This is a genomic window from Streptomyces sp. NPDC004610 (assembly GCF_040609715.1).
Lineage (GTDB): Bacteria > Actinomycetota > Actinomycetes > Streptomycetales > Streptomycetaceae > Streptomyces.
Window position 1 is genome coordinate 78,373 of record NZ_JBEXLA010000027.1, and the last position, 14,471, is coordinate 92,843.

At 72.5% G+C, this 14,471-nt stretch carries 13 protein-coding genes; 2 read left to right on the plus strand and 11 right to left on the minus strand.

Annotated elements, in window-relative coordinates; all coding sequences use genetic code 11:
- Window positions 1-2: 2 nt before the first annotated feature.
- The 8 genes from ABZX40_RS27400 to ABZX40_RS27435 all read right to left on the minus strand — a co-directional run bounded on the left by ABZX40_RS27400 (window position 3) and on the right by ABZX40_RS27435 (window position 9,875).
- A complete protein-coding gene (locus ABZX40_RS27400; protein ID WP_355743942.1) occupies window positions 3-245 on the minus strand; it encodes a hypothetical protein in 243 nt (80 codons plus the stop codon).
- Window positions 242-1,741, minus strand: coding sequence for an Asp-tRNA(Asn)/Glu-tRNA(Gln) amidotransferase subunit GatA (gatA, locus tag ABZX40_RS27405; RefSeq protein WP_355744113.1), 1,500 nt, complete (start codon window positions 1,739-1,741; stop codon window positions 242-244). Before gatA ends, ABZX40_RS27400 begins: the two co-directional genes overlap by 4 nt.
- 20 nt (window positions 1,742-1,761) lie before the next feature.
- Entirely contained in the window at window positions 1,762-2,058 is a 297-nt protein-coding gene (gene gatC / locus ABZX40_RS27410; RefSeq protein WP_023546575.1) for an Asp-tRNA(Asn)/Glu-tRNA(Gln) amidotransferase subunit GatC, read from the minus strand.
- Window positions 2,059-2,295: 237 nt separating this feature from the next.
- On the minus strand, window positions 2,296-4,506 hold the full coding sequence (locus tag ABZX40_RS27415; protein ID WP_355743939.1) for a bifunctional diguanylate cyclase/phosphodiesterase: 2,211 nt from the start codon (window positions 4,504-4,506) through the stop codon (window positions 2,296-2,298).
- Between the two features lie 293 nt (window positions 4,507-4,799).
- Window positions 4,800-7,004: an NAD-dependent DNA ligase LigA gene (ligA, locus tag ABZX40_RS27420; RefSeq protein ID WP_355743937.1), complete on the minus strand. Its 2,205-nt coding sequence runs from the start codon at window positions 7,002-7,004 to the stop codon at window positions 4,800-4,802.
- 15 nt (window positions 7,005-7,019) lie between these two features.
- The gene (locus tag ABZX40_RS27425; RefSeq protein WP_355743934.1) at window positions 7,020-8,036 is read right to left on the minus strand and encodes a methionine synthase; all 1,017 of its coding nucleotides are present in this window, start codon (window positions 8,034-8,036) and stop codon (window positions 7,020-7,022) included.
- 228 nt (window positions 8,037-8,264) lie between these two features.
- The gene (locus ABZX40_RS27430; protein ID WP_355743931.1) at window positions 8,265-8,954 is read right to left on the minus strand and encodes an SDR family oxidoreductase; all 690 of its coding nucleotides are present in this window, start codon (window positions 8,952-8,954) and stop codon (window positions 8,265-8,267) included.
- 381 nt (window positions 8,955-9,335) lie between these two features.
- Window positions 9,336-9,875 carry a TIGR00730 family Rossman fold protein gene (locus tag ABZX40_RS27435; RefSeq protein WP_355743928.1) on the minus strand — a complete coding sequence of 180 codons (540 nt, stop codon included), beginning with the start codon at window positions 9,873-9,875 and terminating at the stop codon, window positions 9,336-9,338.
- A 62-nt stretch (window positions 9,876-9,937) separates the two neighbouring features.
- On the opposite strand from ABZX40_RS27435, the gene ABZX40_RS27440 reads away from it, so the two are divergent.
- Window positions 9,938-10,276, plus strand: coding sequence for a DUF427 domain-containing protein (locus tag ABZX40_RS27440; RefSeq protein WP_355743925.1), 339 nt, complete (start codon window positions 9,938-9,940; stop codon window positions 10,274-10,276).
- Window positions 10,277-10,288: 12 nt separating this feature from the next.
- Here the strand turns inward: ABZX40_RS27440 and mnmA are convergent, their stop codons facing one another.
- Window positions 10,289-11,437, minus strand: a complete 1,149-nt coding sequence (mnmA, locus tag ABZX40_RS27445; RefSeq protein WP_355743922.1) for a tRNA 2-thiouridine(34) synthase MnmA — start codon at window positions 11,435-11,437, stop codon at window positions 10,289-10,291.
- Between the two features lie 60 nt (window positions 11,438-11,497).
- On the opposite strand from mnmA, the gene ABZX40_RS27450 reads away from it, so the two are divergent.
- Window positions 11,498-12,190: an N-acetylmuramoyl-L-alanine amidase gene (locus ABZX40_RS27450; RefSeq protein ID WP_355743919.1), complete on the plus strand. Its 693-nt coding sequence runs from the start codon at window positions 11,498-11,500 to the stop codon at window positions 12,188-12,190.
- Between the two features lie 19 nt (window positions 12,191-12,209).
- On the opposite strand, the gene ABZX40_RS27455 is transcribed toward ABZX40_RS27450, so the two are convergent.
- Both ABZX40_RS27455 and ABZX40_RS27460 read right to left on the minus strand, forming a co-directional pair.
- Window positions 12,210-13,379 carry a cysteine desulfurase family protein gene (locus tag ABZX40_RS27455; RefSeq protein WP_355743916.1) on the minus strand — a complete coding sequence of 390 codons (1,170 nt, stop codon included), beginning with the start codon at window positions 13,377-13,379 and terminating at the stop codon, window positions 12,210-12,212.
- A 185-nt stretch (window positions 13,380-13,564) separates the two neighbouring features.
- The gene (locus ABZX40_RS27460) at window positions 13,565-14,410 is read right to left on the minus strand and encodes a thioesterase family protein (protein WP_355743913.1); all 846 of its coding nucleotides are present in this window, start codon (window positions 14,408-14,410) and stop codon (window positions 13,565-13,567) included.
- Window positions 14,411-14,471 lie beyond the last annotated feature (61 nt).

Here is a 14,471-nt window from a genome sequence, read left to right on the forward strand (position 1 = left end):
TCTCAGCCCAGCAGGACGTCGTCGTCGCCCAGCCGCTTCAGCTCGCGGTAGAGGATGGCGAGGCCGGTGACGATGGCGACGGCGGACACGGTCGCGTCGATGAGCCGCAGATTGTCGTGCTCGGCGCGGGCCTTCTTGATCTGCTTGGCGACACTCACCGCGCCGAACGCGGTGGTGGCCATGGACAGGTACGTGCCGGACTTGGACTTCTTGAAGCCCTTGGCCTTGGACAGTGCATTGCTCACAGCGACGGAGCCTCCTCCAGGAGCGGATGTCCCCACTTTTCCACGAAGGCGGCCTCGACGGCGGCGCCGACCTGGTAGAGCCGCTCGTCCTTCATCGCCGGGGCGATGATCTGGAGACCGACCGGGAGGTTGTCCTCCGGGGCCAGACCGCAGGGCAGCGACATGGCCGCGTTGCCCGCCAGGTTGGTGGGGATGGTGCACAGGTCTGCGAGATACATCGCCATCGGGTCGTCGGCGCGCTCACCGATCGGGAAGGCGGTGGTCGGGGTGGTCGGCGAGACGATCACATCGACCTGCTCGAACGCCTTCTCGAAGTCCTGGGTGATCAGCGTACGGACCTTCTGGGCGCTGCCGTAGTAGGCGTCGTAGTAGCCGCTGGACAGGGCGTAGGTGCCGAGCATGATCCGGCGCTTGACCTCGGGGCCGAAGCCAGCCTCGCGGGTGAGCGAGGTGACCTCCTCCGCCGAACGGGTGCCGTCGTCACCGGTACGGCGGCCGTAGCGCAGACCGTCGAAGCGGGCGAGGTTGGAGGAGCACTCGGAGGGCGCGATCAGGTAGTACGCGGAGAGCGCGAGGTCGAAGGACGGGCAGTCCAGCTCGACAATCTCGGCGCCGAGGCCCCTGAGCAGCTCGACGGACTCGTCGAACCGCTGGATGACCCCGGCCTGGTAGCCCTCCCCGCGGAACTGCTTGACCACGCCGACCCGCATCCCGGCGACCGTGCCGTTGCGGGCGGCCTCGACCACCGGGGGGACCGGGGCGTCGATGGAGGTGGAGTCCAGCGGGTCGTGCCCGGCGATCACCTCGTGCAGCAGCGCCGCGTCCAGCACCGTACGGGCGCAGGGCCCGCCCTGGTCGAGGGAGGACGAGAACGCGACCATGCCGTACCGGGACACCGCCCCGTAGGTCGGCTTGACGCCCACCGTGCCGGTCACGGAGGCCGGCTGGCGGATGGAGCCGCCGGTGTCGGTGCCGATGGCGAGGGGCGCGAGATAGGCGGCGAGCGCGGCGGAGGAGCCTCCTCCGGAACCGCCGGGGATCTTGGTGAGGTCCCAGGGGTTGCCGGTCGGGCCGTAGGCGCTGTTCTCGGTGCTGGACCCCATGGCGAACTCGTCCATGTTGGTCTTGCCGAGGATCACCACGTCGGCGGCCTTGAGCCGCTTGGTGAGCGTGGCGTCGTAGGGGGGGATCCAGCCCTCGAGGATCTTGGAGCCGACGGTGGTCGGGATGCCCTCGGTGGTGAAGATGTCCTTGAGCGCGAGGGGGACCCCGGCCAGCGGGCCGAGCGTCTCGCCCCGCTCCCGCTTGGCGTCCACCGCGCGGGCCTGGGCGAGCGCCCCTTCCCGGTCGACGTGCAGAAAGGCGTGCACCTTCTCGTCCACGGCGTCGATCCGGGCGAGATGGGCCTCGGTGACCTGGACGGCGGTCAGCTCGCCGGAGGCGATCCTCGCGGCGGTCTCGGCGGCGGTGAGCTTGATGATGCTGTGGTGGTCCATCACGTTGTCCGTCATGGCGGTCACTCCTCTCCCAGGATCTGCGGCACCTTGAAACGCTGCTGCTCCTGGGCCGGGGCGCCGGAGAGCGCCTGCGCGGGGGTGAGCGACGGACGGACCTCGTCCGGCCGCATGACGTTCGTCAGCGGCAGCGGGTGGGAGGTCGGGGGTACGTCTTGGTCGGCGACCTCGCTGACGCGTGCGACCGCGCCGATGATGTCGTCGAGCTGGCCGGCGAAGTGGTCGAGTTCTTCGGGCTTCAGCTCCAGACGCGCCAGCCGGGCGAGGTGGGCGACCTCCTCGCGCGTAATGCCAGGCATGCAGCGATCCTCTGGTGGTGGTGTGTGGTTTGGCTCAATCCTATGGGGAGGGGGTGGGTGGGCGTTAAACGGTTCGGGGACGGCGCCGGGCGGGCGCGGGGGAATCGCCGGGGGGCGCGGGGATCCCCGTGGTGCGCGGGGGACTCCCCGGGGTGACGGAGAGCCGCCGGCGGCGGGACGCCCGACCGGCGACGGTCACTTGTCATCGGGGCGTCATAGGCGGCCGGGGTGGGAAAACTACTCGGGAAGCGCCGCGGGCTCGCGCTGGGCCCCCCGCGCCCGCAACCACGCCGTGGTCTCCTCCGGCGGCATCGCGGCAGCGACGAGCCACCCCTGCACCGCGTCGCACCCCAGATCGCGCAACCGCTCCCACGTCTCGTCGTCCTCCACGCCCTCCGCGACGACCAGCAGCCCCAGCGAGTGCGCCAGATCGACCGTGCAGCGCACGATCTCCGCGTCCTCGGTGTCCACCGCGAGCCGGGCCACGAACGACCGGTCGATCTTCAGCTCGCTCACCGGCAGCCGCCGCAGATGGACCAGCGACGAGTACCCGGTGCCGAAGTCGTCCAGCGACATCTTCACCCCGTGCCCGGTCAGCCCGGCGAGGGTGTCCGCGGCGCGCTGCGGGTCCTCCAGCAGCACATGCTCGGTGATCTCCAGTTGGAGCGCTCCCGCGGGCACTCCGTGCCGGGCCAGCCGGGCTGCGACGGATCCGGCGAAGCCCGGGGTGTGCACATCGCGCGGCGAGACATTCACCGCGACCGGCACGAACAGCTCCTGCGCCCGCCACCGGGCGACCTGGGCCAGCGCGGTGTCCAGGACGTACTCGGTGAGATGCGGCATCAGCCCGGACGACTCGGCGATGGCGATGAACTCGTCCGGCGGCACCTTCCCCCGCTCCGGGTGCACCCAGCGCACCAGCGCCTCCAGCCCGGCGACCTCGCCGTCGAAGCGCACCTTGGGCTGGTAGTGCAGCTGCACCTCGTGCGCGTCGAGCGCGCGGCGCAGATCGGCCAGCAGGCCGAGCCGGTCGGGGGTGTTGGAGTCCCGCTTGGACTCGTAGACCTCGACGCCCGTACGGTCCCGCTTCGCCTGGTACATGGCGACGTCCGCGCGCCGCAGCAGCCCCTCGGCGTCCAGCGCGTGGTCCGGGTAGACGGCGACCCCGGCGCTGGCCTCCAGGACCAGGGTGAGCCCGTCCAGGTCGAGCGGGGAGCCCAGTTCGGCGACGATGGAGCGGGCGATGCGGGTGGCGGCGGTGATGGAGTCGGCGATCGGCAGCAGGACGGCGAACTCGTCGCCGCCGAGCCGGGCGACCTCCGCGCCGCGCGGCAGCGCCTTGCGGACCCGGTCGGCGGTCTGGAGCAGCAGCCGGTCCCCGGCGAGATGGCCGAGGGTGTCATTGACCGAGCGGAAGCGGTCGAGGTCGATCAGCATCAGGGCGGTGCGGGCGCCGATGCGTTCGGCGTCGTCCAGCGCGGTCCAGATGCGCTCCAGCAGCCACTGGCGGTTGGGCAGGCCGGTGAGGGGGTCGCGCAGTTGCTCCTCGGCGCGGGCGCGGGCCATCCACAGGGCGGAGTCGAAGGCGATCAGGGGGATGGCGAACAGCGGCAGCAGGATCGGCTTGGCGATGGCGATGACGCAGATCAGCGGGGCGATCCCGAGCAGGGCGAGGGCGAGGAGGCCCTGTCTGACCAGGGTGGTGCGGGCGACGGTGGGGAGCTTCCCGGCGCGCGGCGCGTTCAGGTACCAGAGCAGGGCGCGGGTGACGGCGAGATAGGCGAGCGCCACCAGGATCACATCGGTGGCGGTGTAGGGGGTCCAGGTCTCCGGCAGCCAGGGCCGCTCCACCGAGGGCACGGGTCCGAAGAAGGACCGCAGCAGGGCGGCGGCGCCGATGCCGAGGATGTCGACCGCGCCGACCAGCACGCCCTGCCGCCAGCGGTGGCGCCGGGCTATCCCGACCAGGACGACGACGGTGAGGCTGACCATGCCGGCCGGCAGCCAGCCGTAGAGCAGCAGGACGGCGAGGGTGAGGGCGGCGCCGGAGCCGGTGCCGCCGCTCCAGCGGGCCCGGCCGAGCAGCACCAGATGGCCGACGACGATGCCGGTGAGCAGCGCCAGCGACCAGCCGACCGCGCCGGACGGGAACAGCGCGTGCCGGCTGGTGAAGGCGTGGTAGAAACCGGCGCCGAGGACGAACGCCGCGGCGGCGACGACCGCCGCGGGGAGCGCGGGCCAGGTGTGCCGCTCGCCGTCGGGGTCGCTGTCGGGGGGAACGGCGGTGTGGAGCACGGGTGGCCGGACGGTGACCGGCGCGTCCGCCGGGGGCCGCGCCGCCACGCGCCCCGGTGCGCCCGCCCGGCCCGGCGGTGTACGGCTCTCCCGCCAGGCGCCGGCCAGTCGGCGCAGCCGTGAGTCCGGGGCGGCGCTCTCGGTCGGTTCCATTCCCGTCCCTCTCACGGCCGGCGGTGCCCGTGCCAGGCGGCCCGATGCCCGACTTCGATCCAGGGCACCGCGTCGGAAAGCCCTTTCCCCGGCTCCTGAACAGCACGGGGCTGCCCCGACCGCAGCTCGGCACGGCAGGCGCACCTCTCAACAGTAGGCCGCGAAGGGCTTCCACGGGCAGCGGTCGGCGACGGTTGCCCGAATGCGCCCCGGCCACCCGTATGCGTCGGATATGCGCCGAACGGGTGGCCTTCGACCGCCATTTCACCCCCGGCGGGCGTGGCGCGCTGGACTCAGCCGGACGCCTCCGCCACCGGAAGCGCCGCGTCCGCCGCGGCCTCGGGCCCCTGTTCGAGCAGCACGGTGAAGCCGTCCTCGTCCAGCACCGGCACCTTCAGCTGCATCGCCTTGTCATACTTCGATCCCGGATTGTCCCCTACGACCACAAAGGATGTCTTCTTCGAAACCGAACCGGTCACCTTTGCTCCACGCCGCTGGAGTTCCTCCTTGGCGCCGTCCCGGGTGAAGTGCTCCAGCGTGCCGGTGACGACGACGGTGAGGCCCTCCAGGGGGCGCGGCCCCTCGTCCTCGGCCGAGCGCTCGTCCGCCATCCGGACGCCCGCGGCTCTCCACTTCCGCAGGATCTCCTGGTGCCAGTCCTCGGCGAACCACTCCTTGAGCGAGGCGGCGATGATCTCGCCGACCCCCTCGGTGTCGGACAGCTCCTTCTCGCTCGCCTGCTCGATCCGATCGAGGGAGCCGAACGCGCGCGCGAGCGCCTCGGCCGCCACCGGGCCGACATGACGGATCGACAGCCCGGTCAGGAACCGGGCCAGCGGACGCTCCTTGGCCGCCGCGATGTTCGCCAGCATCGCCACCGCGTTCTTCTTCGCCTCGCCCTGCTGGTTGGCGAAGACCGTGGCGATCTTCTCCTCGCCGGTCTTCGGGTCCCGCTTGGGCAACCCGCTGTCCTGGTCCAGGACGTACGCCTTGATGGGCAGCAGCTGCTCCACCGTCAGATCGAACAGATCGCCCTCGTCGGCGAGCGGCGGCTCGGCCGGCTCCAGCGGCTTGGTGAGGGCGGTGGCGGCCACATAGCCGAAGTGCTCGATGTCCAGCGCCTTGCGGCCCGCGAGATAGAACAGCCGCTCCCGCAACTGGGCCGGGCACCCGCGCGCGTTGGGGCAGCGCAGATCGACATCGCCCTCCTTCATCGCCTTGAGCGGCGTACCGCACTCGGGGCACTCGGTGGGCATCTCGAACGGGGTCTCGCTGCCGTCCCTCAGATCGGCCACCGGGCCGAGGATCTCCGGGATGACATCACCGGCCTTGCGCAGCACCACCGTGTCCCCGATGAGCACGCCCTTGGCCTTGACCACGTCCTGGTTGTGCAGGGTGGCGAACTCCACCTCCGAACCGGCCACCGTCACCGGCTCCACCTGCGCGTACGGGGTGACCCGGCCGGTGCGGCCGACGCCCACCCGGATGTTGACCAGCTTGGTGTTGACCTCCTCCGGCGCGTACTTGTAGGCGATGGCCCAGCGCGGGGCGCGGGCGGTGGAGCCGAGGCGGCCCTGGAGCCGGATCTCGTCCAGCTTGACGACCACTCCGTCGATCTCGTGCTCCACCGAGTGGCGGTTCTCGCCGAAGTGGGCGATGAACCGCCGTACGCCGTCGAGGCCGTCGACCACCCGGTTGTGCGGGGAGGTGGGCAGGCCCCAGGTCTTGAGCAGGTCGTACGCCTCCGACAGCCGGTTCATGCCGTCGAAGCCGGCGAGCGCGCCGATGCCGTGCACCACCATGTGCAGCGGGCGGGTGGCGGTGACCCTCGGGTCCTTCTGGCGCAGGGAACCGGCCGCCGCGTTGCGCGGGTTGGCGAACGGTTTGTCACCGGCCTCGACCAGCCGGGCGTTGAGCGCCGCGAACTCGTCCATCGGGAAGTAGACCTCGCCGCGGATCTCCACCACGTCCGGCACCCGGTCGCCGTGCAGCCGGTCCGGGATCTCGGCGATCGTGCGCACATTGGGGGTGATGTCCTCGCCCGTGCGGCCGTCGCCGCGGGTGGCGGCGCGGGTGAGACGGCCCTGCTCATAGGTGAGGTTGACGGCGAGGCCGTCGACCTTCAGCTCGCACAGGAAGTGGTACTCCTGCTCGCCCAGCTCGCGCGCGATGCGGTCCGCCCAGGCGGCCAGCTCCTCGTCGTTGAACGTGTTGTCCAGGGACAGCATGCGCTCGCGGTGCTCGACGGCCGTGAACTCCGTGGCATAGGACCCGGCGACCTTCTGGGTCGGGGAATCCGGCGTGCGCAGCTCCGGGTACTGCTCCTCCAGCGCCTCCAGCGACTTCAGGAGCTGGTCGAACTCCGCGTCGCTGACGACCGGAGCGTCCTTCACGTAGTACCGGAAGCGGTGCTCCTCGACCTGCTCCGCGAGCCTGGCGTGCTTCTCGCGTGCCTCGGCGGGCACCGCCGTCGTCTCCGCTTGCTTGTCGCCGGCCACCGTGTCGTCCTCCCGTTACTCTGGGTTGTCCGCGAGGGATCTCGCCGCCCGGACGCAGTGGGCGAGGGCCGTGCGGGCGTAGTCGGGCGAAGCGCCCGCGAGACCGCACGCCGGGGTGATCGTGACGGCGTCCGCGAGCAGGCCCGGATGCAGCCCCAGCCTGCGCCACAGCGTCCTGACACCCATGACGCTACCGGCAGGGTCTGACAATGGGCCGTCCGTGCCCGGCACGACACCCGTGAACAGCCGGGTACCGGCCTCCACGGCCTCGCCGATCGCCTCGTCGTCACGCTCGGTGAGGAGGCTGAAGTCGAAGGAGATCCCCTTCGCCCCGGCCCGCCGCAGCAGCGCGAAGGGCACGTCGGGGGCGCAGGAGTGCACCACGACCGGCCCTTCGGCATGGACGCCGATGACGTCCCGCAGGGTTGCCTCGATCACCTGCCGGTCCACGGCCCGGTGGGTCCGGTAGCCGCTGGCGGTCCGCACCTGCCCGCGCAGTACGGCGGTCAGGGAGGGCTCGTCGAGCTGGAGCAGGAGCCGGGCCCCGGGGATACGGCGGCGCAGTTCCGCGAGATGCAGGCGCAGGCCCTCGGCGAGGGAGGCGGCGAGGTCGCGGCAGGCGCCGGGGTCGGAGAGCGCGGCCTCGCCGCCGCGCAGCTCCAGCGCGGCGGCGAGGGTCCAGGGGCCGACCGCCTGGACCTTGAGGGGGCCGGTGTGGTCGTAGGTGAACTCCTCCAGGGCGTCGAGGTCCTCGCCGAGCCAGGAGCGGGCCCTGCGGGTGTCCCGGCCGGGCCGGTCCCCGATCCGCCAGCCGCTGGGCTCCACGCGCGCGTACACATCGACCAGGAGTCCGGCGGTACGGCCGATCATGTCGGCGCCGGGGCCTCGGGCGGGCAGCTCGGCGAGATACGGAAAGTCCTCGAAGGTCCCGGTGACGGTCCTGGCCGTCTCCCTGGCGTCGCCGCCGGGCATGGACCCTACGCCGGTGGCTCCGCCGAAGCGGGGGGTGTTACGGGGGGTGTTGTCGCTCACCCCCGAAGCGTACGTACCCGGCGACGCGGTGACCGCGCCTGGGCTCCGCCCCGCTCCCCGTGACCGCCCCGCCCCTCGCCGTGACCGCCCCTGGGGGCTCCGCCCCCAGACCCCCGGACCTATGCCCACCCTGCCACCCGTCTCGGGACGTGAAAGAGGGAACCGCCCAAGCGGCCCCCGCCGCCCGCCTCGGACACCCCACAACCCCAGCCCCTACCCTCCCCGCCCCTACCTCCCCGGCCGGACCGTCACGTCGGTCAGTTCCGCATCCCCCGGCAGGTCCAGTGCCGTCACGATCGTCGTCGCGACCGACTCGGGGTCGATCCAGCGGGTCGGGTCGTAGTCCTGGCCCTCCTGCTGGTGGGTGCGGACCTGCATCGGCGTCGCCGTGCGGCCGGGGTAGACCGAGGTGACCCGGACCCCGTTGCCGTGCTCCTCGTGCCGCAGGGAGTCGGCGAGGGCCTTCAGACCGTGCTTGGAGGCGGCGTACGCCGACCAGTCGGCGCTGGCCCGCAGTCCCGCGCCCGAGTTCACGAACAGGACGTGCCCGCGCGCGGCCCGCAGCTGGGGCAGGAAGAGCCGGGTCAGCTCGGCGGGGGCGATCAGATTGACGTCGAGCTGGTGGCGCCAGGTCTTGGGGGTGAGGTCCCCGACCGGCCCGAGGGCGATGACCCCGGCGATGTGGAGGAGGGAGTCGACCCGGTCGGGGAGCGTCTGGTGGGACAGGGCCCAGGAGAGCCGCCCGGGGTCGGCGAGGTCGCCGACCAGGGTGCGGGCGCCCGGGAAGCGGGCCGCCAGTTCCTTCGCGCGGCCCGCGTCGCGCGCGTGGAGCACGACCTCGTCCCCGCGCGCGTGCAGCCGCCCGGCGACGGCCGCGCCGATACCGGAACCGGCCCCGGTGATCACATGTGTAGCCATGCCGCCATGCTCGCATCACCGCGAGGGGCATCCGTGGGACGACCCCCATCGGACGACCCCGTCAGACAACCCCCGTCGGACGACCCCCACCCGACAACCCCGATCGGATAACCCCCATCGGACGACCCCCGTCGGACAACCTCCGTCAGACGCCCCCCATCAGACAGCCCCCGCCCGACAACCCCCGTCAGACAACCCCCATCGGACGACCCCCGTCAGACAACCCCCGCCCGACAACCTCCATCGGACAACCCCCACCGGACGACCCCCGTCAGACAACCCCCCCGGACGACCCCGTCGGACAGCCCCCGTCACACGACCCCCACCGGACAACCCCGACCGGACAGCCCCCGTCAGACAACCCCCGCCCGACAACCCCCGTCAGACACCCCCCCGCGTCTCCTCCAGATGCGCCAGCGCCCCCACCGGCTCCTCGGCGAAGAACACCAGGTCGGTCAGCGGGATCGGGAGGAAACCCTCCTCCTCCATCCGCCGGAACTGCTGCTTGAGCCCGTCGTAGAAGCCCGCGGTGTTCAGCAGGACGACCGGCTTGTCGGTGTGCCCGTGCTTCTTCAGCTCCAGGATCTCGGTGGCCTCGTCGAGCGTGCCGGTGCCGCCGACCATGACGACGACCGCGTCGGCCTTCTCCAGGAGCAGCTTCTTGCGCTCGGCGAGGTCCCGGGTGATCACCATCTCGTCCACCCCCGGACGGGCCTTCGCCGCCAGGAACTCCACCGAGACGCCCACCAGGCGCCCGCCGGTCTCCTGCACGCCGTCCGCGACGACCTTCATCAGACCGGTGTCCGAGCCGCCCCAGACGAGGGTGTGCCCGCCCTTGCCCATCAGTTCCGCGAACTCGCGCGCGGGGCGGGTGTAACGGTCGGCGAGATCGTTGGCGGAGAGGAAGACACAGATACGCATGGGGACAACCGTACGGGGGTGTGTCGGGGAAGAACCGGGGGCCGGTGCGCGCTGACGCCTTTATGACTGCTGACGGACACACGATCACCATCGAACCCAGCCCGGACCGGGTGCGCGCGGTCCACGACGGCCAGGTGCTGGCCGAGAGCGACCGGGCCCTCGTGCTGCGCGAGACCGGCTGTCCCCCGCGCTTCTACATCCCGGCCGAGGATGTTCGCCTGGACCTCCTCACCCCGTCCGAGACCCACACCTACTGCCCCTTCAAGGGCACGGCGTCCTACTGGTCGCTACTGCCGGATGCCACCGATCTGGTGTGGGGGTATCCGGAGCCCAAGGACGGCGTGGCGCGGATCAAGGACCATCTGTGCTTCTACGAGGTGGAAGTGGACCGGGCCCGGTAGACCGGATCGGCGTCAGACCGCCGCCGTCGTCGCGGTCGCCGCCGTCGCCCGCGTGGTCGCCGCGATCGTCGCCGAGCCGACCACCCGGGTGCCGTCGTACAGCACGATCGCCTGGCCGGGGGCCACCCCCCGGACCGGGTCGGTGAAGCGGACGCGCAGTTCGCCGCCGTCGACGACCTCCGCGCGGACCTCGGTCTCGCCGCCGTGGGCGCGGAGCTGGGCGGTGTAGGTGCCGGGGCCGGTGGGGGCCGTGCCGCACCAGCGGGGGCGGATCGCGGTGAGGGCGGTGACGTCGAGGGCGGCGGCGGGGCCGACCGTCACCGTGTTGTCGACCGGGGAGATGTCCAGGACGTAGCGCGGCTTGCCGTCGGGGGCCGGGGTGCCGATCTTCAGGCCCTTGCGCTGGCCGATGGTGAAGCCGTAGGCGCCCTCGTGGGTGCCGAGGCGGGTGCCGGACTCGTCCACGATGTCGCCCTCGGCGGTGCCCAGGCGGCGGGCCAGGAAGCCCTGGGTGTCGCCGTCGGCGATGAAGCAGATGTCGTGCGAGTCGGGCTTCTTGGCGACGGCCAGGCCGCGCCGCTCCGCCTCCGCGCGGATCTCGTCCTTGGTGGTGAGGGTGTCGCCGAGCGGGAACAGGGCGTGCGCGAGCTGCCGCTCGTCCAGCACGCCGAGGACGTACGACTGGTCCTTGGCCATGTCGGAGGCGCGGTGCAGTTCGCGCGAGCCGTCCGCGAGGGTGACGACCTTGGCGTAGTGGCCGGTGCAGACCGCGTCGAAGCCGAGCGCGAGGGCCTTGTCCAGCAGCGCCGCGAACTTGATCTTCTCGTTGCAGCGCAGGCAGGGGTTCGGGGTGCGGCCCGCCTCGTACTCGGCGACGAAGTCCTCCACCACGTCCTCGCGGAAGCGGTCGGCGAGGTCCCAGACGTAGAAGGGGATGCCGATGACGTCCGCGGCCCGGCGGGCGTCGCGGGAGTCCTCGATCGTGCAGCAGCCGCGCGCGCCCGTGCGGAAGGACTGGGGGTTCGCGGAGAGGGCCAGGTGGACGCCGGTCACCTCATGGCCCGCTTCGGCGGCTCGGGCGGCGGCGACGGCGGAATCGACCCCGCCGGACATGGCGGCGAGGACGCGGAGGGGACGGGTGCGCTGCGGGGTGTCAGTCATAGCCTCTCCAGGGTAAGGGGGCTCGGGAACCAGGGCCCGCGAGTATGCGTTCTCGATCACATGGAGGACACGAAGACGCCCGGCTCGGGTGCGCGGATCGGCAGGCGGGCGCTCATCGCCGGGGGTGCGGCGGCGGTCGTCGGCGCGGGCGCGTGGGCGGCGCACGACCGGTTGTCGCGGCTGTGGTGGCAGGTGCCGGGGGTGGAGAAGCCCCGGGTCGAGGGCGCGGTGGACTTCACGGGCGCGAGCTGGGTGGCGGCCTCCTCGGCGAACTGGCGGCGCGCGGACCGGCCCGCCGACTACTCGGTGGACATGGTGATCGTCCATGTCACCCAGGGCAGTTTCGACAGCGCGGTACGGGTCTTCCAGGACCCGGGGCACGGCGCCGCGTCGCACTACATCGTGGGGCAGGACGGCGCGATCACCCAGATGATCCGCGAGCTGGACGTGGCCTACCACGCGGGCAACCGGGACTACAACGAGCGCAGTGTGGGCATCGAGCACGCCGGTTTCGTGGACCGCCCGGAGGATTTCACGGACGCGATGTACGAGGCGTCCGCCCGGCTGACGGCCGGGATATGCGGGCGGTACGGCCTGCCCGTCGACCGGGAGCACATAATCGGCCATGTGGAGGTGCCGGGCACGGACCACACCGACCCGGGGCCGCACTGGGACTGGGACCGCTATCTGGGGCTGGTGCGCAACGCGTTCACGGCGTCCGTGACCACCGCCCCGAGCCCGGGACCGTCGTAGAGCCCCGGCCCCGTCCGGTTCAGCTCAGCCCGGCCGCCCGCGCCCGCTCCACCGCCGGGCCGATCGCCTTGGCGACCGCCTCGACATCCGCCTCGGTGGAGGTGTGGCCCAGGGAGAAGCGCAGGGTGCCCCGGGCGAGGTCGGGCTCGACGCCCGTCGCCAGCAGCACATGGCTCGGCTGGGCCACCCCGGCCGTGCAGGCGGACCCGGTGGAGCACTCGATGCCCTGGGCGTCGAGCAGCAGGAGGAGGGAGTCGCCCTCGCAGCCGGGGAAGGTGAAGTGCGCGTTGGCCGGAAGTCGCCCCCCGGGCTCGGGGTCGCCGCCCAGGATCGCGTCCGGTACGGCTGTGCTGACCGCGGTGACCAACCGGTCCCGCAGCGCCCCGATCTCCCGCCCGAACCACTCCCGCCGCTCGGCGGCGAGCCGCCCCGCGACGGCGAAGGAGGCGATGGCCGGCACATCCAGCGTCCCGGAGCGCACATGCCGCTCCTGCCCACCCCCGTGCAGCACGGGTACGGGGCTGTACTCCCGGCCCAGCAGCAGCGCCCCGATCCCGTACGGCCCGCCGATCTTGTGGCCGGAGACGGTCAGCGCGGCGAGCCCGGACGCCCCGAAGTCGACCGGCACCTGCCCGAACGCCTGCACGGCGTCGGAGTGCAGCGGGATCCCGAACTCGGCGGCGGCGTCGGCGAGTTCGCGGACCGCCATCACCGTACCGATCTCGTTGTTGGCCCACATCACCGTGGCGAGGGCGACATCGTCCGGGTCGCGGGCGATGGCCTCGCGCAGGGCGTCGGGGTGGACGCGGCCCCGGGAGTCGACGGGGAGGTACTCGACGGTGGCCCCCTCGTGCTCCCCGAGCCAGTGCACGGCGTCCAGCACGGCGTGGTGCTCGACCGGGCTGGCCAGCACCCGGGTGCGGGCCGGGTCGGCGTCGCGGCGGGCCCAGTACAGGCCCTTCACGGCGAGATTGTCGGCCTCGGTGCCGCCGGAGGTGAGGACGACCTCGCTGGGCCGGGCGCCGAGCGCCTCCGCGAGGGCCTCCCGGGCTTCCTCGACCGTGCGGCGGGCGGCGCGGCCGGACGCGTGGAGGGAGGAGGCGTTGCCCGTGATGCCCAGATGGGCGGTGAGTGCCTCGGCCGCCTCCGGAAGCATCGGAGTCGTCGCGGCGTGGTCGAGATAAGCCATGGTGTGCCGATTCTACGGCGGACCGGCGGGCTCGTTCCCCGGGGGGACGGGCCGGTCCGGGAACGGCCGACGACTGCCGGGGGCACAGGGCGTCACACCCCGAACGGCGGGGTGGCGCGCGGCCGGTGCACCCACCCCTGGCGACCGGCCCGCGGGGCCCGCAGGGCCCGACAACGGACCGGAGGTCAGCGCATCCGTACCCGCGCCAGCTGCCGCGACTGTGCCACCAGCCGGTCCGCGCTGTCCCAGACCTCCGCGTCCTCCTCCAGGAAGCCACCGGCGAGATTGCGGGTGGTGAGGGAGACCCGGAGCGGGCCGGGGGCCGGCCGGCAGCGGACATGGACGGTCAGCTCGATCGTGGGCACCCAGCCCATGATCCCCATCTCGAACGCGGTCGGCGGCAGCGCGTCCACCGCCAGCAGCAGGGAGAGGGGGTCGGCGTCGCGGCCGTCGGCCAGGCCGAACCAGGCGCGCATCTCGCCCTTGCCCGAGGGCCGCCCGAGCGCCCAGCCCAGCGTCGCCGGGTCGAGTTTGATCATCAGCCGGTCGGTCATGGTGGAGTCGCCCGGCATCGGGGCGGGGGCGTCCTCCGGGCCGAAGCATCCCGCCGGCGGCGGGATCGCGGGCGGGCGGGCCGAGGTCCGGACATCGTCCGGGAGCGCGTCGAGATCGCCGTACGAGGCGAGGACCCTCAGGCGTTCGACCTCGCGGCCCTCGTCGTCGTACTGGAACAGGGACGCCTGGCCGGTGGAGAGGGTGCGGCCGGAGCGGACTACGTCGGTGCGGATCACCGCCGGGCCGGGGTGTGAGGCCGTGAGGTAGTGGGCGGAGACGGTGAAGGGGTCGGGGTGCGGCAGCGCGTCCTGAAGGGCGCGGCCCAGGACGGCCAGCAGATAGCCGCCGTTGACGGCGCCGAGGATCGTCCAGCCGGGCGAGAGATCGATGTCGTAGACGCCCTCGGAGCGGGGGGTCACCGCGGTGTCGCGGTCGAACTCGCTGTCGCCGATGATCGCCTGGGATGCCTGAGCCATGCCGGTACGGTACATCAATCACATACTAAGCGGTAGCTTTTCCGGGTCGGGCCACCAGGCC